This window comes from Solibacillus sp. FSL W8-0474 (assembly GCF_038004065.1).
Lineage (GTDB): Bacteria > Bacillota > Bacilli > Bacillales_A > Planococcaceae > Solibacillus > Solibacillus faecavium.
Genome location: NZ_JBBOQJ010000001.1, coordinates 2,473,454 through 2,495,949, shown reverse-complemented (window position 1 = coordinate 2,495,949; position 22,496 = coordinate 2,473,454). Strand labels below are relative to the sequence as shown.

The 22,496-nt window shown below is 35.7% G+C and carries 28 protein-coding genes and 1 other annotated feature; of the genes, 21 read left to right on the top strand and 7 right to left on the bottom strand.

The features are described from left to right. Positions 1-14 precede the first annotated feature (14 nt). The 9 genes from mnmA to NYE67_RS12540 all read left to right on the top strand — a co-directional run bounded on the left by mnmA (position 15) and on the right by NYE67_RS12540 (position 8,370). Complete coding sequence (mnmA, locus tag NYE67_RS12580) at positions 15-1,133, top strand: tRNA 2-thiouridine(34) synthase MnmA (RefSeq protein ID WP_340728444.1); 1,119 nt, start codon at positions 15-17, stop codon at positions 1,131-1,133. Positions 1,134-1,196: 63 nt separating this feature from the next. Then, entirely contained in the window at positions 1,197-1,856 is a 660-nt protein-coding gene (locus NYE67_RS12575; protein ID WP_340728785.1) for a tetratricopeptide repeat protein, read from the top strand. A 407-nt stretch (positions 1,857-2,263) separates the two neighbouring features. Beyond that, positions 2,264-2,905: an ATPase gene (locus tag NYE67_RS12570; protein ID WP_339213029.1), complete on the top strand. Its 642-nt coding sequence runs from the start codon at positions 2,264-2,266 to the stop codon at positions 2,903-2,905. Then, positions 2,902-4,269 carry a hypothetical protein gene (locus NYE67_RS12565; RefSeq protein ID WP_340728442.1) on the top strand — a complete coding sequence of 456 codons (1,368 nt, stop codon included), beginning with the start codon at positions 2,902-2,904 and terminating at the stop codon, positions 4,267-4,269. The genes NYE67_RS12570 and NYE67_RS12565 overlap by 4 nt, the downstream gene beginning before the upstream one ends. 50 nt (positions 4,270-4,319) lie before the next feature. Beyond that, positions 4,320-4,523, top strand: a binding site (T-box leader). A gap of 53 nt (positions 4,524-4,576) precedes the next feature. Continuing rightward, entirely contained in the window at positions 4,577-5,965 is a 1,389-nt protein-coding gene (trpE, locus tag NYE67_RS12560) for an anthranilate synthase component I (RefSeq protein ID WP_340728441.1), read from the top strand. Then, the gene (locus NYE67_RS12555) at positions 5,962-6,543 is read left to right on the top strand and encodes an anthranilate synthase component II (RefSeq protein ID WP_340728440.1); all 582 of its coding nucleotides are present in this window, start codon (positions 5,962-5,964) and stop codon (positions 6,541-6,543) included. Before trpE ends, NYE67_RS12555 begins: the two co-directional genes overlap by 4 nt. Then, a complete protein-coding gene (locus NYE67_RS12550) occupies positions 6,540-6,911 on the top strand; it encodes a DUF5071 domain-containing protein (RefSeq protein ID WP_339213023.1) in 372 nt (123 codons plus the stop codon). Before NYE67_RS12555 ends, NYE67_RS12550 begins: the two co-directional genes overlap by 4 nt. A gap of 111 nt (positions 6,912-7,022) precedes the next feature. After that, on the top strand, positions 7,023-7,517 hold the full coding sequence (locus NYE67_RS12545) for an RNA polymerase sigma factor (protein WP_340730228.1): 495 nt from the start codon (positions 7,023-7,025) through the stop codon (positions 7,515-7,517). Further along, positions 7,507-8,370, top strand: coding sequence for a TIGR04104 family putative zinc finger protein (locus NYE67_RS12540; protein WP_340728436.1), 864 nt, complete (start codon positions 7,507-7,509; stop codon positions 8,368-8,370). The genes NYE67_RS12545 and NYE67_RS12540 overlap by 11 nt, the downstream gene beginning before the upstream one ends. Before the next feature lie 384 nt (positions 8,371-8,754). On the opposite strand, the gene NYE67_RS12535 is transcribed toward NYE67_RS12540, so the two are convergent. Continuing rightward, positions 8,755-9,225 carry a glutathione peroxidase gene (locus NYE67_RS12535; RefSeq protein WP_340730227.1) on the bottom strand — a complete coding sequence of 157 codons (471 nt, stop codon included), beginning with the start codon at positions 9,223-9,225 and terminating at the stop codon, positions 8,755-8,757. Between the two features lie 240 nt (positions 9,226-9,465). On the opposite strand from NYE67_RS12535, the gene NYE67_RS12530 reads away from it, so the two are divergent. Further along, positions 9,466-10,317, top strand: coding sequence for a DegV family protein (locus tag NYE67_RS12530; RefSeq protein WP_340730226.1), 852 nt, complete (start codon positions 9,466-9,468; stop codon positions 10,315-10,317). Between the two features lie 20 nt (positions 10,318-10,337). Here NYE67_RS12530 and NYE67_RS12525 read toward each other — a convergent pair whose 3' ends face one another. Genes NYE67_RS12525 through NYE67_RS12515 form a run of 3 tightly spaced genes read right to left on the bottom strand, consistent with a single transcriptional unit; the run spans position 10,338 to position 12,538 of the window. Continuing rightward, the gene (locus tag NYE67_RS12525) at positions 10,338-11,543 is read right to left on the bottom strand and encodes an MFS transporter (protein ID WP_340728430.1); all 1,206 of its coding nucleotides are present in this window, start codon (positions 11,541-11,543) and stop codon (positions 10,338-10,340) included. 57 nt (positions 11,544-11,600) lie between these two features. Beyond that, positions 11,601-12,092, bottom strand: coding sequence for a hypothetical protein (locus tag NYE67_RS12520; protein ID WP_340730225.1), 492 nt, complete (start codon positions 12,090-12,092; stop codon positions 11,601-11,603). Continuing rightward, positions 12,089-12,538 (bottom strand): hypothetical protein, encoded by a 450-nt coding sequence (locus NYE67_RS12515; protein WP_340730224.1) that lies wholly within the window; start codon positions 12,536-12,538, stop codon positions 12,089-12,091. The genes NYE67_RS12520 and NYE67_RS12515 overlap by 4 nt, the downstream gene beginning before the upstream one ends. A gap of 224 nt (positions 12,539-12,762) precedes the next feature. On the opposite strand from NYE67_RS12515, the gene rpmG reads away from it, so the two are divergent. The 4 genes from rpmG (at position 12,763) to NYE67_RS12495 (ending at position 16,058) form a co-directional block, all read left to right on the top strand. Then, positions 12,763-12,912: a 50S ribosomal protein L33 gene (gene rpmG / locus NYE67_RS12510; RefSeq protein ID WP_008408521.1), complete on the top strand. Its 150-nt coding sequence runs from the start codon at positions 12,763-12,765 to the stop codon at positions 12,910-12,912. Between the two features lie 147 nt (positions 12,913-13,059). Then, positions 13,060-13,623 (top strand): 5-formyltetrahydrofolate cyclo-ligase, encoded by a 564-nt coding sequence (locus NYE67_RS12505; RefSeq protein ID WP_340730223.1) that lies wholly within the window; start codon positions 13,060-13,062, stop codon positions 13,621-13,623. An 18-nt stretch (positions 13,624-13,641) separates the two neighbouring features. Then, complete coding sequence (locus NYE67_RS12500; protein WP_191700213.1) at positions 13,642-13,842, top strand: YqgQ family protein; 201 nt, start codon at positions 13,642-13,644, stop codon at positions 13,840-13,842. 317 nt (positions 13,843-14,159) lie between these two features. Then, entirely contained in the window at positions 14,160-16,058 is a 1,899-nt protein-coding gene (locus NYE67_RS12495) for an LTA synthase family protein (protein ID WP_340730222.1), read from the top strand. A gap of 93 nt (positions 16,059-16,151) precedes the next feature. Here NYE67_RS12495 and NYE67_RS12490 read toward each other — a convergent pair whose 3' ends face one another. After that, positions 16,152-16,328: a DUF2759 domain-containing protein gene (locus tag NYE67_RS12490; protein ID WP_191700211.1), complete on the bottom strand. Its 177-nt coding sequence runs from the start codon at positions 16,326-16,328 to the stop codon at positions 16,152-16,154. A 171-nt stretch (positions 16,329-16,499) separates the two neighbouring features. Between NYE67_RS12490 and NYE67_RS12485 the strand changes: the two genes are divergently transcribed. Beyond that, positions 16,500-17,144 carry an MBL fold metallo-hydrolase gene (locus NYE67_RS12485; protein ID WP_191700210.1) on the top strand — a complete coding sequence of 215 codons (645 nt, stop codon included), beginning with the start codon at positions 16,500-16,502 and terminating at the stop codon, positions 17,142-17,144. A gap of 77 nt (positions 17,145-17,221) precedes the next feature. Here the strand turns inward: NYE67_RS12485 and NYE67_RS12480 are convergent, their stop codons facing one another. Together NYE67_RS12480 and NYE67_RS12475 are read right to left on the bottom strand one after the other, a co-directional pair. After that, the gene (locus NYE67_RS12480) at positions 17,222-17,464 is read right to left on the bottom strand and encodes a DUF2626 family protein (protein ID WP_008404362.1); all 243 of its coding nucleotides are present in this window, start codon (positions 17,462-17,464) and stop codon (positions 17,222-17,224) included. Positions 17,465-17,581: 117 nt separating this feature from the next. Beyond that, the gene (locus NYE67_RS12475) at positions 17,582-18,280 is read right to left on the bottom strand and encodes a helix-turn-helix transcriptional regulator (RefSeq protein ID WP_340728420.1); all 699 of its coding nucleotides are present in this window, start codon (positions 18,278-18,280) and stop codon (positions 17,582-17,584) included. 189 nt (positions 18,281-18,469) lie between these two features. On the opposite strand from NYE67_RS12475, the gene comGA reads away from it, so the two are divergent. From comGA to comGF, 6 genes are read left to right on the top strand one after another with little or no spacing between them, the layout of a single operon-like run. Then, complete coding sequence (gene comGA, locus NYE67_RS12470) at positions 18,470-19,486, top strand: competence type IV pilus ATPase ComGA (protein ID WP_340730221.1); 1,017 nt, start codon at positions 18,470-18,472, stop codon at positions 19,484-19,486. Further along, positions 19,467-20,540, top strand: coding sequence for a competence type IV pilus assembly protein ComGB (comGB, locus tag NYE67_RS12465; protein ID WP_340728417.1), 1,074 nt, complete (start codon positions 19,467-19,469; stop codon positions 20,538-20,540). The genes comGA and comGB overlap by 20 nt, the downstream gene beginning before the upstream one ends. 18 nt (positions 20,541-20,558) lie before the next feature. Next, complete coding sequence (gene comGC, locus NYE67_RS12460) at positions 20,559-20,870, top strand: competence type IV pilus major pilin ComGC (RefSeq protein WP_340728416.1); 312 nt, start codon at positions 20,559-20,561, stop codon at positions 20,868-20,870. 18 nt (positions 20,871-20,888) lie between these two features. Next, positions 20,889-21,440 carry a prepilin-type N-terminal cleavage/methylation domain-containing protein gene (locus tag NYE67_RS20805; protein ID WP_445683020.1) on the top strand — a complete coding sequence of 184 codons (552 nt, stop codon included), beginning with the start codon at positions 20,889-20,891 and terminating at the stop codon, positions 21,438-21,440. After that, positions 21,349-21,642 carry a pilus assembly FimT family protein gene (locus NYE67_RS12455; protein ID WP_340728414.1) on the top strand — a complete coding sequence of 98 codons (294 nt, stop codon included), beginning with the start codon at positions 21,349-21,351 and terminating at the stop codon, positions 21,640-21,642. Before NYE67_RS20805 ends, NYE67_RS12455 begins: the two co-directional genes overlap by 92 nt. After that, entirely contained in the window at positions 21,639-22,091 is a 453-nt protein-coding gene (gene comGF, locus NYE67_RS12450) for a competence type IV pilus minor pilin ComGF (RefSeq protein ID WP_340728412.1), read from the top strand. Before NYE67_RS12455 ends, comGF begins: the two co-directional genes overlap by 4 nt. The last annotated feature ends 405 nt before the right edge of the window (positions 22,092-22,496 follow it).

Here is a 22,496-nt window from a genome sequence, read left to right as displayed (position 1 = left end):
AAGGTGAATAGTAAATGGTAGAAACAAGAGATCCATCTCAAATCAGAGTTGTAGTCGGTATGAGTGGTGGAGTAGATTCATCAGTTGCCGCTTATTTATTAAAGCAGCAAGGCTATGATGTAATCGGTATTTTTATGAAAAACTGGGATGATACAGATGAATTTGGTGTATGTACTGCAACAGAAGATTATGATGATGTAATCGCAGTATGCAACCAAATCGGCATTCCATATTATGCTGTCAATTTTGAAAAACAATATTGGGATAAAGTATTTACGTACTTCCTGGAGGAATATAAAGCAGGTCGTACACCAAATCCGGATGTTATGTGTAATAAAGAAATTAAATTTAAAGCCTTCCTGGAGCATGCACTAGCACTTGGCGCGGATTATTTAGCGACAGGCCACTATGCACGTGTAGCACATGACGAAAACGGTGTGAAAATGCTTCGAGGCATTGATAATAATAAAGATCAAACGTATTTCCTGAATCAGTTAACTTCAGAACAACTTGAAAAGGTTATGTTCCCAATCGGACATTTACCGAAGCCTGAAGTTCGTAAAATTGCGGAAGAAGCAGGTTTAGCTACAGCGAAGAAAAAAGATTCAACAGGGATCTGTTTCATCGGTGAACGTAATTTTAAAGAATTTTTAAGCCAATACCTTCCTGCACAGCCAGGCAATATGGAAACATTTGATGGTGAAGTAAAAGGTACACACGATGGTTTAATGTACTATACATTAGGTCAACGTCACGGCCTTGGAATCGGCGGAGACGGCGAACCTTGGTTTGTTGTAGGTAAAGATTTAACACGCAATGTATTATATGTTGGCCAAGGCTTCCATCACGATGCACTGTATTCCGATGCATTGACTGCCGTAAAAATGAGTTTTACAGGGGAAGCAAAAACGGGCACATTTAACTGCACGGCTAAATTCCGCTATCGTCAGGAAGACTCACCGGTAACAGTAACAATGCGTGAAGACGGTACAGCTTATATTGAATTTGCCGAGCCGGTTCGAGCGATCACACCAGGACAAGCTGTTGTTCTGTATGATGGCGAAGAGTGCCTAGGTGGCGGTACAATCGATGGCGTGTTTAAAAATAGCGAAAAGTTAACATATGTAGGGTAATTTACGGTAGACGTTCATAATAATTGAGCGTCTATACTTTTGTTTTGAGGTGGAATAATGGATATAAACTATAATGAAATTGGAATTAAAGCATTCCAGGAGAAGCGTTATGAAGAAGCTGCACAAGCTTTTACCGAAGCAATTGAATCAAATCCAAATGATGCAATCGGTTATGTGAATTTTGGTACACTCCTTGCAGCTATGGGAGATATCGAAAGATCAGAGCGATTTTTCCAAAAAGCGATAACGGTTGATGAAAAAGCGGCCACGGCATATTATGGCTTAGCAAATCTATATTATGAAGCAGAGCGTTATACGGAAGCTGCAAAACTGTATCAAAAGTCGATTGATTTTGGTATTGAAGGAGCAGATGCGTATTATATGTTGGCGAAATCTTTTGAGCGTGAACAGCAATTTAAGTTGGCATTGCCTTTCATGCAACGTGCTGCTGAGCTTGCCCCAAATGATCTGCAAATTCGTTTATCATATGGTATTTTACTATGTTCCTTAGAAATGTTTGACTTTGCAAAACCTGAACTGGAATATGTAATTGAAGAAGATTGGAATAATGCCGATGCACACTATAATTTGGGTGTATTATATGCAGTTTCAACAACAGATACAGACAAAGCAAAATATCATTTAAAACAAGCGTATACATTACAGCCTGAATTCGACCAAGCAAAATATTTATATGATATGATTTGCCAACGTTCAAACTAATCATATTTAGTTTTATATAAAGTATAAGGAAGCGGAGTTGGGACATAAGTAGAAATTTCTTTGTAAAAAGGAAATACACTTATTAAGAAATTGATACTATATGAATTGATTGGAGTGAAGGGGCGACTCCTGGGGGAACAGCGAAATTTATTTTGCGACGAGTAACCGCAGGAGCACCGACGCCTGAGACTACAGGCTCAGGCCGTGCCCCCGGAAAGCGTCCCCGTAACGGAAATCAATTATGGCAGAAGCAGAAAAACATCTATTTTTTCTTTAAAAAAATAGATGTTTTTCATTTTGTCCAAGGCTCTTTTTTTGACTCTATAATGATAAATAAATGAAATATATACTAATAATACATATATGATATGATGAATTAAACTGACAATTTGAGGTGGGGATTTGACATGCAGGCTAAAATAGATAAAGCAGATTGTATGTTTTTAATTTCTGATGAGAAGTTGTATGAATTTCAACAATTAATAGATGAACTTGATTTATTTACACTAATCCTTCCGTTTGTTGAAGAATCCTATCAACGATCTGTTTCTATATTGGATATTTGGTATTTAATATCAAATGAAGAGATTAACCGTATATCCAATCCTGAAAATACGATGATATATGCTTATCGGAATTCTTTATTGGAAATTATTAAAAACTTTCAAATAAAACGCTATGTTCAGCTAGCTCTTTATGAAAATACGAAATTAGCATTTATATGTGCAATACATATTTATAATACATTAGATAGTTTTATTAATGAAAAAATGGCATTAAATGAAGAGGTATTACAAAATTTTAATCAATTAAAAAGATACAGCCATAAAAGTTTAAGACCTTTTTATGATACAAAATATATTGAATATGAAAATTATCCAAAACAATTAGCTACGTTGCAAAGTAATGTAGTAACGCAATTGCAGGAAATTAAACAACAATTCGATATACCATTGGCTTGGACATTAGAGCAGGCAATTGATGAGGCTAGTAAAATGTATGAAGCTGTATTCGGATTGATCAATGATTGGGGTGGTCGTGTGCCATGATTATATCAAACCAAGTAGAACATTTAAGAAGTCTGTATAGAGAACTGAACTATTTTGAAGTAATTCACTTTGGCACGATAACATTACCGATTTCACTTGAAGAAAAACGTTATGATGAGGCGCTTATTTGTTATGAGTATTTAGCTTCAGCTTATTATGAAACAGGTAAATATGAGAAATTCCTCGTCGTTATGAATGACTATGAAAAGCTATGTTTAACATATGGAAAAGATGAAAATAAAATGTTTTTTTACTATTTATACAGTCTTTTACAAGTAGTTGTTAAAAACTTTGATGAATCAATTGATGCGACCAAAAAATCAATTAAATATGCGTATTATTTAAACTCCTATGAACTAATTTCTATTAATTATTATAATTTTGCTGCCCAATTAGTCCATATAAACCAATTTGAGAAAGCAAGAATAGCGATTAGTCTAGCGGAGTTTTATAAAAATAAGATTCCGAAACAAGATTTAACAATTGCTAAAGGTTATATAGGTGCGCTCTATTATTTTGCTACAATAGCAGATAATGAGGGGTATCAAAATGTGAAGCAGGAATTTGTAGAACTTTTAAAGAACAAACACAGTTTATATAACGCCAAGATTTTATTTGCTGATGCAATTTTAGCATTCAATATGGGGAAAAAAGAGAAAAGCACTTTATTATTTGAACAGGCTTACATTGAATTCAAAAATCAGCAAAATATTATGTTTTTAATAACGGTGGATTACCATATTAAAACCTTTAAACTGTATGATACATTTCAATATACAAATGAGCTGCGTGAAATCATTGAAAATTCTAACCGTGAACCATTGGACGCAAATAATGTAAAAAGTTTGTTATCTGATTTATTTATTGATGAGGATGTTTCCGCCCTTTCTATAAAGTATCCGAAGGTCATTTCAAAAGAATTAATCGTACAACATGTTGAACAGGCACTTCAAAATAATGAATCATTGTATTGTATTCATTGGTGCTTCATAACAACGGAAATTGAAAGCTTATTTGGTGATAAATTCGTTGAACATTTGCTGTTTACAATGTTTGAAACAATTTATCATTTCATTTTTAAACATGATGCAGAAGTAAATGTCCTTTCAAAGAATGAAGGGGAAGCTTTTATAAAAGATATATCCGAACCGAAATTTTTTGAACTGTTAATGGAATTGGAAGAAAAGCTTCAATCTTCAGTTGTACATTCTACAATGGGCATCATGGAAATTCCTGTACATTTCGGATTTATTCATTCAAACCAATTACCTAAAGATCAGGCTTCGTATGAACAATTGGCCGCTTATGCTGATGCCAATCTATATTATGCAAAGTCACATGGTCAATTATATATTTATAATTAATTCGAAATAGTTTGAAAAAAATATCGTTAAGCATTACAATATAACGTATAGTAAAAGCGATGATGAAAAAAGAGTAGTAAAGTTTTGTTTTCCAGAGAGCTAACGGTCGGTGGAAGTTAGTAAACGCACTTTATGAATGGAATTTCTAGCTGCACGAAGGAAATGTCGTGCCGTAGCTCTCACGTTACGAGATTTGAGTGGACTAAATACTTTTTAGTCAATAAAGGTGGCACCACGGCTCTTTCGTCCTTTAATAACGAAAGGGCCTTTTTGTATGCATTTTTAGTTGAGTTGAGGAGAGATGAGCATGGTAGTTGAGATGAGAAGTTATGTAGTAAAGAAAATAAATGGAGATACGCATACACCGATTTCCATTTATGAATCTGTGCAGGGAACGAAAAAAGTATTATTTGAATCAAATGCTAAATTTAAACATAATGGGCGCTATTCGTTTATTGCGTTCAATCCTGTAGGGGAGCTAAAAGGCGATGGAGCAACAAGTACATTCCAGATTCATGACGAGCCATTGGAAACCGAGCGGCTGCCTGTGCTGGCAAAGTTAAAACAATTACTGCCGATTTGTAATGAGCAATTTCCGTTTGCCTTTTTCGGAGGAGCAATTGGCTACTTCGGATATGAAACAGCCTTCCATTTTGAAAACATAGGGGAAATTGTAGGCGATAAATATAATATGCCCGATGTTCATGTATATTTTTACGAAACATTTATCGTAATTGATCACTTATTGCAGGAGATATCGATTATTGCCCTCGATCTTTTTGAAAAAGGCTATTCTGCTGAACAATTGCAGCAAAAAGTGGATGTAATTGAACAGATGATTACTAAAGCGACGCAGTTAACACCGAATAACCCGGTTGAAGTGAAATTCACTCCAACAATTGAAAAGGACAGCTTTATCGAAATGGTGGAAACGGCGAAAGAACATATACGTAAAGGTGATATTTTCCAAGTTGTTTTATCTCAAACTTTTGAGGCGGAATACAATGAAAATCCATTTACACTATATAGGAAATTACGTACGTCCAATCCATCTCCATATATGTTTTATATCGATTTTGATGATTATACAGTTTTAGGGACATCACCCGAAAGCCTGGTAAAAGTTCAGGATGGGATTGTGACAACTAATCCAATCGCAGGAACAAAGCCTCGGGGGAAAACAGCACAAGAAGATGAAGCATTGGCGACAGCTCTTTTACAGGATGAAAAGGAAATAGCTGAGCATAAAATGTTAGTCGATCTTGGGCGAAATGATGTTGGACGTGTTGCACAAATCGGAACGGTGCAAGTGACTAAATATATGGAAATCGAAAAATATAAATTCGTTATGCATATCGTGTCTGAAGTGTCTGGTAAATTGCGAGATGATGCACATTTAGTTGATGTTCTTGCATCAAGCCTGCCAGCTGGAACGGTTTCAGGAGCTCCGAAAATCCGGGCGATGCAAATTATTAATGACTTGGAACGTCGTAAGCGGGGCATATATGCTGGAGCAATTGGTTATTTATCCACTTCAGGAAATATGGATTTGGCACTTGCGATTCGGACGATGATTGTAAAGGATGGAAAAGCCTATGTCCAGGCAGGTGCCGGGATCGTGTATGACTCAGTGCCAGAGATGGAATACGAAGAAACGCTCAATAAAGCAAAGGCATTGTTGGAGGTGCGCAAATGATTTTACTCATCGATAACTATGATTCGTTTACGTATAATTTGTATCACCAAATTGCAATGTTAGGTGAAGATGTAAAAGTTGTCCGGAATGATACCGTAACAGTTAATGATATTCGTTCTATGAAACCGAAAGCCATTGTTATTTCACCTGGCCCGGGTGAGCCTAAGGAAGCGGGCATTGTAATTGAAATGATTCAACAGTTATACTCTGAGTTTCCGATTTTAGGTATTTGCTTAGGACATCAATCTATTGGAGAAGCTTTTGGCGCGGCAGTGAGCAGGGCGAAAAATATAATGCACGGTAAAACGAGCAAGCTTCGATTTGAAAAGAAAGGTTTGTTTGAACATTTTGAAGAGGAAATTGAAGTGATGCGTTATCATTCGCTTATTATCGAAAAAGAAACATTGCATAAGGATTTTGAGATTGTTGCAATAAGCGCGGATGATGAGGAAATAATGGCAATTCAGCATTGTAAGTATCCTGTATACGGTTTACAGTTCCACCCTGAGTCTATCGGAACTAAGCTTGGTTCCGATATGATCAGGAAATTTCTTGAAGAGGTGGAGGTACGTGTATGATTCCAAAAGATAAACATGATTTAGCCGCAGTTGAACAGTTAAAAGAAGCAGATGCTGAATTGATCATCCCAATATTGCCACAGCTACTTGAGTGGGTTCAGGATATGAACTGGCCGGTAGCTGAGCCAATGGTCGAACTATTGCTTCAGTACCCAAATGAGATAACTCCACTTGTTGAAGAGGTTCTTCGTGGAGACGATGATATGTGGATTTACTGGTGCTTAGTCAGAATTGTCCCGAAGCTGCCGTTTTATTCAAAGCTTGTATTGGTAGATGCAGTAGAGAAGATTGCTGCAATGGAGGAAACCCCATTTAATGAAGATAATATTGAAGCTGCAAAAGAAGCATTACAAAGTTTCGAACCCTAAAACTTTCGCCTAATCAGACATCTGGTTAGGTGATTTTTTTTAAAAAACTAAAAGGAAAATGAGTCCAACTTTAAATTAGATCCGTCTATAAGGTGGAAAGGGGGCCGGCAAGTGAATATTGAGCAGCTTATTGTTACATATAGTGATTACTTGTACCGAATTGCCTTTATATATACGAAGGATCGCTTAGCAGCAGAAGAAGTTGTCCAGGACGTATTTTTAAATTTTTATCATAAATCAGATCAATTTGAACAGAAGGCGTCGATTAAAACATATTTAGTAAAAATGACGATAAACCGCAGCTATGATTATTTGAGAAGCTGGAAGAACAAGAAATTTGTTGTTTTTCAGTTGTTTCAGCCATATGAAAAGGGTGCAGAGCAGGTTTATGTAGAGAAGGAGTTACAAGGGAAAGTAACTGCTGCAGTTCTTGCCTTACCCGTCAAAGATCGGGAAGTATTATTGCTCTATTATTATGAAGAGATGACAGTTATCGAGATAGCAGAGTTATTACAATTGGCGGTATCGACGGTTAAATCACGTTTACAGCGTGCAAGGGCGAAGTTAAAGCCAAAGTTAAGTATGGAGGTGATGAATGATGAATAAAGAAAAATGGCAAAAAGAGTTAAGTAAGCTGCAACTAACAAAACAACAGAAGATGAATATAAAACAAACGATTATTCATTCAAAACGCCCGAAACGTCAGATGAATTGGACAATGGTGATTGCACCGATTTTTGTTTTTACAGCATTGTTTTTTTTGTACCTAATTAGTAATGATGATTTTGTTTCACCTATCAATCAAGCATCTAAGCCAGTAACAGATAGTTATGAAACAGAACATTTAACTGAATTAATAAGAAGAGGCAAACATGTAGCCATTATTAGTGTATTGCTAATTATTAATGTTATCCTCACGACAATTGTATTTTTTACGATGAAGCGATGGCAAAAACCGAAAATACTTAAATTACGAAAAACGGTTTATAGTTGGCGATATGTGCTTATCTTTATTGCGCCATTTATCATCTCTGCAATAGGTGGAATGCTTCAGATGTTAGAATTGGACATTCAGTGGCTGAAGTTTAGTATTTTCATCCTAATTATTATTTTTCAAATCTTACTTTCATTTTATTTTGCCCGCAATACAACCGGTACTGTATCCTGTCCGCATTGTAGCCATTCATTTTCAAAAAAGGAGCAAATTAAAATGGTATGGCATTTTAAAATGGAATTGCATTGTCCCTCATGTAATGAAAAATTGTTTTACACAAAAAAATACCGTCAAATAATAGGGGTATTAACGATGCAAACAACGGCAACTTTAATCTTCTCGCCTTATTTGGGCTTACCGCTTCCATTGAATATTCTATGTGTTGCTATTTTTATAATCGTAATGTGTTTGGTGATTATGCCATTATATCTGGATTTAAAAAAGGAAGAAGAGTTTTTGTTTTAAAAAAACTGCAGCCGAATTCAAATATTCGGCTGCTGAGACTGTAGACAAACTCTTAAAACCGTTGATTTCCATTCCGGGACCGATGCTTTCCCCGGGCACGGCTCCAGCTAACTAAATGGTGCCAAGAGCGGCTGGCACCATTTAGTGGATCTTCCACACGTGCGGTTCCCGGTGGAGTCACGGTCCCTCCATTCCAATCAACTTATTCATCCCTTTAAATAAAGCGAGGTACGAACGATGACTAGCAATAAATTCAATGAACATGAACAACTTGTTCCTGCTAAGCACCTAATTAAAATTTATAATAAAAAGACAAAAGGTTTTTCGAGACCTTTTGTCGACAATCTGTGTAGCCGAATTCAAATATTCGGCTGCTTTTACACGTTAAAGTAATTTGGCAATATCGCTTTCTGCTTTTGTCGGGGAATCTTGTGGTGCATAACGTTTAATGACGTTTCCATCCCGATCGACTAAAAACTTCGTGAAATTCCATTTAACTGATTGGCCTAAAAGTCCTTTTGCTTCTGAAGATAAATGTTTAAATAATGGGTGAGCGTCCACACCGTTCACTTTAATAATCTCGTGCATTGGAAAAGTTACGCCGTAGTCCATGCGACAAAATACGGCAGCATCTTCACTTGAAGATAATTCCTGCTTAAATTGATCGGATGGGAATCCGAGTACGACAAACCCTTCTTCTTTATATTTTTCATAAAGTTCCTCAAGCTGTGAAAATTGATTTGTAAAGCCGCATTTACTCGCTGTATTGACAATCATCATGACCTGTCCTTTATAACGGTCCAATTCATATTGTTCCCCTTTTTCTGTTTTAACAGGGATGTCATAAATATTCATTAATATTCTCCTCCTAAAAAACTATTCATATTAAATTTTGTATTATTATCGTACGGAAAAAATGCCATTATGTAAAATAATCCATTTCATCGGAGTATAAAAATAAAATAAAATTCTTGTCGAAAAAATGTCGAACGGTAAATTTTATTAAGTAAAACGTGACAGTTGTCACTGTGTGGGAAATATGTTTGCGCTTACATTATGTGGAGTAAATAATTTTATATATCAAGGGGATTTAGAATGACAAAAAAGATTGCATGGGTTACAGATACAGCAGCACTATTATCGCCGGAATTTATAAAGAAGCATAACATACATGTGCTTGCATTAAATATTGTATTTGAAGAAGGCGCACTACGCGAAACAATTGATATGACACATGATGAATTTTACGATAAATTAAAAAATGCAAAAGCACATCCGAAAACATCCCAACCTGCTTTTGGTGAGCATGTAGCATTATATGAAGAATTAAAACAGGAAGGCTATGATTGTGCAATTGCCATTCATACATCCGAGCAATTATCAGGAACAGTATTAAGTGCTCCAATGGCTGCAGAGCAGGCAGGTTTTAAAAATTATGTTATCGATGCAAAAATTGGCTCCTACCCAATGCAATATATGTTGGAGTTAGGATTGGAACTTGAAAAAGACGGCCTGAAACCAGAAGAGATTGTGAAGAAAATTGAAGCAATGCGTGGAAATGCAGAACTAGCTTTTATACCAGCGAGTTTAGAACAGTTGCATAAAAGTGGACGAGTTTCAGGGACAGCTATGTTTCTAAGTAATTTATTAAATATTAAATTAGTCATTGAATATAATAAAGAGGGCGGCGTAGAGGTAGCGCAAAAAGTTCGTGCAGATAAGCGTGCGAAAAAAGCCGTAATTGAAAAACTGCAACGCGCCATTCAGAAATCACCTGTAAAAGAAGTAGCAGTTATACATTGTAACAATCTTACAGGAGCAAATGAGTGGAAAAAGGAACTGGAAGAGAAGTTTCCTACTATTATATTTACGCCGACGCCATTATCTGCATGTGTAGGTGTTCATGCAGGTGAAGGGACATTAGGTTTAACTTGGGTACGTGAATAATTAAAATGCAGGGCATCCATTTAGATGCCCTGCATTTTTTTGTTATTCAAATATAAATAATGAATTAAGACAGCGAAAATCAAAGTAATTAATAGGGAAGATACCATAAAGGTTACCGTTCCTATCCAGCCGTATTTAGACCAAAATAATCCTCCAATTGTCCCTCCTATACTAGAGCCCATATAATAAGCAAATAAGTATAAGGAAGAGGCCTGTGCTTTATCACTTTCTGCCAACTGGCTTACCCAACCGCTCGCTATAGAATGGGATCCAAAAAAACCAAATGTAAAAATAATAAGACCAATAATTTTTAAAGTTAAACTCACCGGAAATGTCAAAAGTGCCCCTGTCAGCATAATAAGAATACCGCTGTATAAAACCTTTTGACGTCCATATGTATCGGATAAGCTGCCGAACCAGGCAGAGCTCCATGACCCGACTAGATATACGATAAAAAGCCAACTAATAATTGTCATACTTAATAAATAAGGAGGCTCGACTAATTTGAATCCAATATAATTGTACATTGTGACAAAGCTGCCCATTAATGTGAAACCAATTCCAAATAATAAAACGAGCTTTTTGTTCTTAATATGCTGAAATAATGTTTTTGATAATAGTTTAAATTGTAATGGGCGTGGGTTGAAATGTTTCGATTCCGGAAGTGCCCAGACGAAATAACAACTTATAATGATGCTTAATACCCCAAGAACAATCATTCCTATTTGCCAACTGTACAGATCGGACATGGTACCAATAATGATACGACCGGATAATCCTCCTACAGCATTTCCACTTATGTAAAGCCCCATTGCAGCTCCAAAGCTTGAGGGATCCATTTCCTCTCCTAAATAAGCCATCGCAATAGCTGGAACACCTGCAAATACAAAACCTTGCAGAATTCGCAGGACAAGAATTGCCTCGAAATTAGGTGCAAAAGCCAATGCGAAAGTTAGGAAAGATGCTGCAAAAATCGAAATCGTCATCAACTTTTTCCGTCCCCATGCTTCGGATAATGAACCGAATAGTATGAGGCTAAATGCTAGGACTGAAGTAGCTGCAGATAGCGACAAACTTGCTGTAGCGGGGGAAACATTATAGTCTTTCGAAAACTGAGGCAGAAGTGGCTGTGTAACGTAAAGATTTGCAAAGGTAATAAAGCCCGCGGAAAATAGAGCGATATTCGTCATTGTAAATGCTTTCGTTCCTTTTTTTATGTAATCCATAATACCCCCCACTCATGAATAGCTGACCCGAATGTCAAAAACAGCTTTTCGTATTCGCTATTCAATTGGTTGTCCTGTTAATACTTTAGCCATTTGTTCAATTGTCATGTCAGAACTTAAATCAAACGCACCTTTTTGAATAGAGCGCGCATAATCCGGCTTAGATAAAAACAGCTCAAGTTCGCGTCCATTTGCAACAATGCCCAAATCTTCTGCCTGCTGTCCGATTGTATAAATGGAAACATCTTCATATATAAAAATCGTCGCTTCGGTAACTTTCTTAGTATTCGATTTTTCTTCATTTATAGAAGAGGAATCACTTGTTTTTTCAGCTGTTTGGTTTTCAGAATTTACATCTGTGTGAGAATTTTGCTTGTCCAATTGTTCGGTTAACAAAGTTATTTGATTTTCATAATCTTTTAACTGCTGTTCATATAGTGCTATGTCTTTTTGTTTGGATTCGGTTTCACCAGAAGATAAATCAACTAAAGCGATGCTTGCACCCGCGACAAATAGACCGATTCCAAATGCTCGCAACGAGGTTTTCATTGTTTACCTCCATTTGCCAAAATCGACTGGATTTGGGCATGTGATAAAGTAGAAAGTTTACTGATTTCATCAATTGATAAACCTTGATTGTTTAATGCCAAAACCTGGCTTACTAAAATGCCATTAATTGGCTTAGTATTCTTTTCAGATTTCACGCTAGATTGGGTATAACTGCTTTGGCCTGTCTTGACTTGAGCCGCCACTTTCTGAAAAGAAGTAAAAGGATCGGATTTATCAACTTCAGGATGCTTAACCTGGAAGTTAGGTTCTACTAGCAACTCTTCCTCTAGTAATTTAATCCGGCGTTTTAAAGCATTTGTTTCTTGATAAATATTAATTGATAAATCTTCTACATCTTTTTCAACCTGAACGGACTTATCTTTTAAAAATAACGATAAGATAATGACGATAATTCCTACAATCATTAATATCGAAGAAAGTTCCATATGTAGTCCTCCATTTTAATTACTAATCTTATTGATGATGTAATGAAACGTGTATTGTTCGTATAAAAACTTCCCACCTCATTACAAATTACCTTTATTTTAGCATAGTAAAACTTAATAATAAATCATACTAGATTTTTTGAGAGAGTGTGTTATAATAGGTAAGTCGTATAAATCATGCTCAAATAAATTTATATTCTTAATTTAGAGTGGGAGGGTTAATGATGCGCGTAAACATTACTTTAGCTTGCACAGACTGCGGCGAACGTAACTACATTTCAAAAAAGAACAAGCGTAACAATCCAGAGCGTCTTGAACTTAAAAAATATTGCTCTCGCGAGAAGAAGTACACTCTTCACCGTGAAACAAAGTAATAATCGCTCAGTTAGCCAAAACCACTTGTGGGTTTTGGCTTTTTACTTGGAACATATGAACATTGTTGAACGTTGTTATGATAGATGGATTTAAAATTGATCTATGATAATAACTGTTAACCTATATGGGGAAAGTAGGGGGATTAGTTGGATAAAAGGGATTATCGTAAACAAGTGCAGGAAAATTTGGCACGAATGACTTATCAAACATATCGTGAGCGCTCATTCAATATAGCCCGACAGTTATTACAAGAACCTTCTATTAAAAAGGCTAGTACTATTGCACTCACTATATCAAATCAACCTGAAGTAGATACTACGTTTATAATCGAGCAGTTTTGGCTATTAAATAAGAAAGTTGTCGTTCCAAAATGCAATCCGAAAGACCGTTCGATGCAATTTTATAAAATAGATAGCTTTGCTGAAACGGAACGGGCATACAAAAACATTTTAGAACCTATTCCGGAGATGACTCAAAAAGTCGATAAAGAGGAAATAGATGTGATAGTTGTTCCAGGGGTAGTATTTGATCGTCAAGGCTACCGAATTGGTTTTGGTGGTGGTTATTATGACCGCTTTTTGGTGGGGTACAGCGGAAAACGCATTTCCCTCGCTTTTGAAGAACAGCTTTTAAATGAAGTACCGAGAGAATCACATGATCTTCCGGTACATATACTACTTACAGACAAAGAGCGCATAATTTGCGGATAAATGTTGGAGGAACGACAAATGAAGTCAATGTTAGACATAATTGGATTACTGAAACAATACGGAATCTACATTTATACAAAGGATCGTATTGGTGATCTATATTTGATGGAAGATGAAATAAAGGAATTATATAAAACGAACGTTCTGGATATAAAAGATTTTCAGATGGCGTTGTTAATTTTACGTCAAGAAGAGCAAAGGCTAAAAGCAGGAAAATAAAATTTATTTAGTGTATAATAATAGGTAGCGTTTACGGGACTGCTTGTGTAACTAGGGTTTTTAAACGTTCTAATCAATTATACCCTTAGTCAAACAGCGGAAGTTAACCGCTGTTTTCATATTTTACGAAACCTTTTCGTTTGTAATACGTACTAACTAATAGTGTATTTTCAAAAAGCTTTTTCATAATTTTTCCAACAGAATACTGTTGCGTATTAGACTGAAAAGCTTTAAGATATATTTTGTTTCACTGGAATTTACACAAATAAAATAATATATTTAAAAATTTGAATATGTAAAGAGAGGATGTATAGGATATGAAAGATTTTAAATGGCCTAAACATTCGATATTAGCGATTGCCGTAATAGCAACATGGATTAAAACTGTAATTGTTTATGAAACAAGTTTTGATATGAAAATAGAGAATGCAATGCAATTATTAATTTTAATCATCAATCCATTAAGCTTTTTGCTATTTTTCTATGGATTGGCATTATTTTTAAAATCTCCAAAGGCACGAAATCGCTTTATCGTTGGCGGTAGTATATTACTGGCATTTGTCTTATATGGAAATGTAGCGTTCTACCGTTTTTATAATGACTTTGTCACATTACCGGTATTATTTCAAACAAGCAATTTCGGAGAGCTTGGAACATCTGCGGCTGCAATTATCAACTGGACGGATATTTTATATTTCGTCGATGTAGCGATTATTTTAATTGCACTAAAGCTTATGCCTAAATCTGTTGAATTCACGCCAATTCGCAAAGATGCACGCAAAGCATATTTTGTTATGACAGCTGCTGTATTATTTTTGAATTTGGGATTAGCGGAAACAGAACGTCCACAGCTATTGACGCGTGCGTTTGACCGTGAGCTATTAGTTAAGAATATCGGAACGTATAACTACCATTTATATGATGTGTATGTACAATCTAAATCATCTGCTCAACGTGCTTTAGCAGATGGTAGTGAACTTGTGGAAGTGAATAACTATATACGTGCCAATCAGGCAGAGCCAAACATCCAAATGTTCGGCAAGTATGAAGGACGTAATGTCATTGCTATATCATTGGAATCATTGCAATCCTTTGTTATTAATAATGAAATGAATGGGGAAGTTATTACACCTTTCCTGAACTCATTAACACAGGATAAAGATACGTATTACTTCAACGATTTTTATCACCAAACAGGATTAGGGAAAACATCCGATTCTGAATTTATCTTTGAAAACTCGTTATATGGTCTAGGTCGTGGAGCTGTATTCTTTACGCATGGTGAAAATACGTATAACTCCTTTGCAGAGCGTTTAGGAGAAAATGGCTATTTCACGAATGTTATGCATGCGAACAATAAATCATTCTGGAACCGAGATATGATTTACAAATCGTTTAATTTAAATGAATTTTACGATATTGAGTCATATGAAGTAACAGAAGAAACATCAGTAAACTGGGGATTAAAAGATATTCCATTCTTTGAACAATCTGCAGCATTGATGAAGGAAATGCCACAGCCGTTCTATAGTCGATTAATTACATTAACAAACCATTATCCATTCTACTTGGATCCGGAAGATGTCATGATTCCAGAATATGATTCAAACTCTGGTACATTGAATCGTTATTTCCAAACGGTTCGCTATTTGGATGAATCCGTGAAGGAATTCTTCGATGATTTAAAAGAACAGGGCTTATATGAAAACTCAATTATCGTTATGTATGGTGACCACTATGGAATTTCGGAAAACCATAATAAGGCGATGGCAAAGTATTTAAATAAAGAAGAAATTACACCTTATGACAGCGCATTATTACAGGCTGTACCATTATATATTCACATTCCGGGCGACAATGAGGGACAAGTGATGGATAATGTATCTGGACAACTGGATATTCGTCCGACACTATTGCACCTTCTAGGTATCGAAACATCTAAAGATATGCAGCTTGGTGCAGATTTGTTTTCAGAGGAACATGAAGATTTCGTTATATTCCGTGATGGACGTTTTATTACGGATAAAGTAGTTTACGCAGGGGAAGTATGTTATGACCGTGCTACAGGCGAATCAATTGAAATTGATGCTTGTCAGCCATATATCGACAGAGCTACCCAGGAATTAGAGTATTCCGATCAGATTATCAATGGCGATTTATTACGCTTCTATGATTCTGAAACAGGTAATTTACTAACAGATCAAAATTATAAATAACAAAAAGCTGTTCTTGAACATTTCAAGAACAGCTTTTTTTACTTTACAGAAAAAAACGCATCGCTTAGATAGCGACACGTTTTCCCATTGCAATTAGTGTGTTGGTGGATAGCCTTGATTTAAAACTGTCATGATAACAAACCAACCAAATACTCCTGCTGCTAAAGCATTGAATGCTACAGCTAAAAGGTTTTTTTCTTTGATTGATTGGAATATGCCAACTACGCCAAGAATTGCAACTAGACCAAAAATAACCATTAATAAGTTCATAAAAAATTGACACTCCTTTAAGACATTCCAAAAAATGTCGCAACAATATTCCTCTTTTATTGTAAAGGTTTCCAATTCGTTTGTCGAGGACTAAAAATGACGTTTGTTTGAACGTTAGTTTTCACTATCTAGTAGGAAGAAAAAATGTATAATGAGAATTGAGGTGATTAGATGTTAAATATAAGAAAATATAGTTTAGGGCCAGTTCAAACAAACTGTTACATTGTAAGCAATAAGGAGAAAGATTGTCTGATTTTTGATCCGGGTGAAGAAGCAGGACGCATTATTGGTGAGGTACGAAAAAACGGATTAAGACCTTTAGCGGTTTTATTGACGCATACACATTTTGATCATATTGGTGCAGTGGATGCTATAAGAGAAAAGTATAATATACCGCTATATGTACACGTAAAGGAAGTTGATTGGTTAGCAGATCCGTTGAAAAACGGTTCAGGAAAATATGCGGAGTTACCAAATTATATAGTGGGGAAACCTGATGAAGCGCACGTTATTCGTAAAGAAGGCGAGCTGGCAATTGGCGAATTTAAAATTGACGTTGTACATACACCAGGGCATTCACCAGGTAGTATTTCTTTTATTTTTAAAGAAGATGGCTTTGCTATTGTTGGGGATACGTTATTTGAGCAAAGTATCGGTCGAACAGATTTAATTGGTGGTTCAATGGAAGTATTGCTTAAATCAATACATGAGAAATTATTATCTTTACCTGAAGATACTATTATATATCCGGGGCATGGAGAATATACAACTCCTGCAGCAGAAATGAATTCGAATCCTTTTTTAAACGGATTTTAAGCGTATTTTCTATATATAGTACGATTTAAATTAATATAAAAAAACGACCGCTCTTAAACTAAGAGCAGGTCGTTTTTTTAGTGTCCACCACCAGGTGTGTGGATGAAAGTTGTATAATATGTGAATCCGGCGAAGAATACTGTTAAATATGCTCCGAAAATGTACATGTACATGCGTTCTGAAAGATTTAAGAAGCCTAATAATAAGAATAAACCTGTATTACCTACGAATAATAGCGAAACCTCGTTCATACCACCAAGGTAGAACATAACGGCGAAAATAGCAGTCCAGAATGCCATAACTTTATACATATTGCTCATGAATTTCCCTCCTTTTGCAAAAAAATAGAGTAATCTCTTAACCATTATAAATCAAGTTTCTTAATAATGTAAACTGGAAGTTATGGAAGAGTTGTGACAATCGCGTGATTTTTGCCATTAATTGTGAACAGAGATTTTATATTTACAGAACGAACACGCATTCATCATACTTTCTACTTGAGAAATTTCATTTTTGCCAAACAATATATCAACTTGTCCTTTTAAGTAAGATTCGTGAAGTTGGCATACAATATTTCCGTGTTTTTCTAATTGGTTATGGAATGGACAGTTGAAAATTGAAAATATAATTGATTTTGTTTGTTCATTTTCAATAACTTCAGGAACATAGCCGATTAATTTTGCGCTTTTTGTTAACAAGGCAATTTTATCTTCGAAAGTTAAAGGGGATTTCCTTTTTATATCATCGAGCATTTCCTGCATAGACTGTTTTCCATCCTCATAACTAATTTCCCGCGCTTTGCCCAATGCTTCGTCACCTAGTTCATATATAAGTTCGAGTGACCATCTGATGAGGGAAGCAGGATCTCGTCTAGGGAAGCTTAGGTTAATACCTTCATCATTAACTTTATAAACTCGTCCAGGCCGTCCACCTTTTCCAGTTTTTAAATATTCCGCTGAAATTGCATCGATTTCCGACAGCTTTGTTAAGTGTAAACGTGCCACATTTGAATGAATGTTAAACTGTTCAGCAATTTCCTGAACCGATACAAATTGTTTGTACTGTAACATATACTCATAAATGGAAAAGCGAGTTTCATCTGCCAATGTACTAGTAATTTTAATAGGATGTAGCATTTTTCCACCTCCATCAAGCTAAATATAATATAAAATTGCCTACTTTTCTATTATTCTACATGAAATGCCATTGAAATTGTTAATATTCATACAAAAAATACCTTAAAAAGAAATTATTTCACCATTTCTATTAATTTTGTATAGTCGGTTTTATAATATAAATAGATAAAAGATATCAAGTTAAAAGAGGTGATTATTATCGAACAGCAATCTATAATTGAACAAAAATGTTTAGAGCTATTGTCGAATGCAGCAAAGCTTGATGCAACGGATATTCATTTAATTCCAAGAGAAGAGTGTTTTGATGTATTGCTCAGAAAGTATGGCCGGTTTGAAAAGACTAATGAAATTCCCAATGATCTCGCCTTACGAATGATTTCCTACTTTAAATTTTTGTCATCCCTCGATATTAGTGAAAGGCGAAAACCCCAAAGTGGTGCGTTTCAAAAATTTATCGGCCAATCGATGTATGCATTCCGAATTTCTACATTACCTTCCAGTTTTTACAAAGAGAGCTTGGCAATTCGTTTATTGCGTCAAAATCACACAGTCCCCTTAAAAACATTATGTCATTTCCATGAGAGTGTTCGACAGCTAGATAGGCTGGCCCGTATGGATAGCGGGTTAATATTGATTAGTGGGGCGACTGGCAGTGGAAAGACGACCACTTTATATTCAATGTTGCAATACTGTGCTCAGCATCTTTCACGACATGTTATATCAATTGAAGACCCGGTGGAAAGTACACAGGATCATCTGCTGCAAATTCAAGTTAATGAACGGGCTGGTATTACGTATTCAGCCGGTTTGAAGGCAGTATTGAGACATTCACCTGAAGTCATCATGCTTGGAGAAATCCGTGATCAGGAAACAGCGAAGGTTGCGATGGAAGCCGCATTTTCAGGGCATTTAGTTATCTCAACAATTCATGCGAAAGATACTGTTAATTGTTTATATCGGCTTCAGGATTTGTCTGTTTCTTTGGAAGAGATGAGGCAAATGCTTAAAGCCGTCATTTCACAGCGTCTTATCGAAACTGATGAACAGGGCTATAAAGCAGTTTTTGAATTTTTGACAGATAAACAATTACAGCGGGCGATAGAATCTATAATAGAAGGCAATCGTTTTACACTGCCTTATGAACAAACAATAGCTGGACAAAAGGCACTATTAAAAGGAGAAGGCTATGAATATATCTCTCATTAAAAACCTACCGACCACCCCGTTATTTCACAAAACAATTATTAAGCCTTCCGAATTCCCTACATTACTTCAACGCATTTCAACATTATTAAATGAAGGCTATACATTTGCCCATAGTATAGAAATGCTGCTTCCTTATCATGTGAAACATTATGAACCGGTACAACAGGAAATATCAAATATCCTGCACAATGGAGGGAATGTGACACAAGTTTTTCAGTTCCTCCGGTTGGACAATCAGTATTTAGTATCAATAGAAATGGCCGAAGTAACCGGCAGATTGAGCGAAGCAATAGAAATAGTATCAAAGCAACTTACCTTCCAACAACAAGCGAAACTGAAATTGTTAAAAGTAATTTCTTATCCAATAGTGTTATTTTCCTTTTTAATACTGCTGTTTTTTGCGTTCCGTACGTATTTTTTGCCGAATATGGCTTCCGTCGTAGCTTCGCGTGGTCAAGTTGAGGAATCAGCAAGTATCCAATGGTCTGCATTTTTCCTCCATTTGCCCGACTATATCGTAGCAGCTAGTATTTTTTTATGCTGTCTGCTGATAACGTTTATTTTTTATGTAAGAAAGAAACGCATCGACATACAACTCCATCTGCTATTTAAGCTTCCTTTCTTCAGCCTAATTTGGCGATTGATATTAACAAGACAATTTTCACGACATTTAGGTAATCTTTTGGTCGCGGGAATTTCTCTTCAAGATGCATTTGACCATTTGAAATCCCAGCAGCATCAGAAACAAATAGCCTATATTGCCGAAACGTTACAGGAACGTATTCTTATCGGTGATTCTTTATCTCATTCTGTTGTACTTGTCGGTTATTTTTATCCTAAGTTTGAACATTTTATTGCCCACGGTGAGGCTAGTGGTTTACTGGGGCGGGAACTGATTTTATATTGTGAGCTTCTTGATGAAAAGCTGCAGAAAGTTATAGAACGGTTACTGGCAATTGTTCAACCATTACTTTTTATCATTATTGCCATGTGTGTCATTGCTGCTTATTTAAGTATTTTAATTCCTATGTATGATGTAATTGATTTTATTTAAGAAGAGGTGGAAGAGATGATGAAAAATGAAAAAGGATTTACGTTAGTTGAAATGCTTGTTGTATTGTTAATTATTTCTATATTGATTCTAGTAACCATTCCTAATGTCTCCAAACATTTCGCGTCAATTGATGAAAAAGGCTGTGATGCCTATGTTTTAATGCTTCAAGGACAAGTGGAGGCGTATAAGTTGAACCATAAAGAATATCCAAGTTCCATATCAGACTTAATAGAAGAGAACTATGTTATGGAAGAAGATTTACGATGCCCTGATAATACGCAAATTAAAATTGAGAATGGCAAAGTGATAGCTTCGACTTCGGGCAGCTAGCTAACACGGTAATAATAAATGAAGTTAAAAATAAGAACAGTTTTAACGAATGAAAAAGGGTTTACTTTATTGGAAATGCTCGTTGTCCTCTCGATCTTTATGGTGGTAAGTACAGCAATTCTCTTTTTTTCACATAAACCATTGTTGGATTTTACCGAAAAACAATTAATGAATCAAAATGAACTATTAATAAGAATGACACAGTTGATTTCAATTGAAAAAGAGAATCCACATAGTTTTGAAATCGTCAATTGCCGTAGAATTCGTATAAGGGAAATGAATAGAGAGGGCGTTATATACGAGCAGATGGTGCCTAGTCACATTGAAATATTTATAACGACCCCGAACTCAAGGCTCAGCTTTAATACGAAAGGAAATGCGCATGCGTTTGGGCGAATTATGTACCATTTTGAAAATGTGAGTTATCAATACTCTGTGAATATTGGGAAAGCAAGAATTTTGGAAAAGGAGGTTTTTCATGACACAGGGAGGCCTAACGCTTGTAGAAACACTGTTGGCAGTCGTCATTTTATTTTTCCTGACTTCAACCATGATTCCACTCACTTATAATATGAAACAGCAAATAGCAGATCAAAAATTGCAGACCCATGCCGCTGAGGTCGCCTTCATGGGTGCGTTAAAATATAAAAGATACAGTCAATCAGCCGGTACTCAAGAAATCGATCAAACCGTTTTTCATTGGACCTATAATGGCCAGCAACTTTGTGTTCTGTTCGATAACAACGGGGTGGAAGAGGAGCAATGTATATGAAACGAGCTCGGATAAATGAGGCAGGATTTACACTGTTGGAAAGTCTGTTCCAGTTAACTGTTTTCGGTTTGTTCGCTTCGATTAGCTTACTAATCCTAATTTGGGTAAACGATATCCAGCAAATACAGAAGATGAAGGATGAAGTGAATTGGGAGTTTTTCGTCTATGATTTACATCAATATAATATGAATTCGGCATCCGGAAGATTATATAATTCCAGCACATTGCAGCTTGAAATGCTAAATGACCCAAATGATAGGTTATTTGTATTTGATAAATCAGAGCTGCATTTACGGAAAAGGTCGAATAAAGGGGGCAATGAGATTCTATTGCCATTCGTTGATAATTGGCATCTAGAAGGAATCGACAATGATCTAAATATGAAAGTGGTGATGCAGGATGGAACGGAAAGAGAACGATCCCTCGTGTTACCATTGGATCCGAAATGAAAAAGGGGCATTATTTTTGCTGGCAATTCTCTTATTATTCATCGTTACTGGATCTGCCATTTTATATACAAATGCGTATTTTGCACAATTAAAATTTTATAATTCATTGGAATCTATTTACGTTCGTGCTACGATAAACATACTAAATACTCATTGAAGTTTCGACTTCTTTCAACAATTGTCTTCTATCTCCCAAAATAGAGGGGAATGACAGTGTAAAATTCAAATGAAAGAAGTTAATATCTCGGCAATTATTAAAAGTTGGGTAAGAAATACTTAAAGTGAAAGTCACCTATGCATCGTTAATGGGTAGTAGTAAGTAATGCATTAAAAATTGGAATTTCACATTAAGTACAAAACCAGTTTTCAATATATTGAAATAGAGGTGCTATGGAAAAGTAGTTC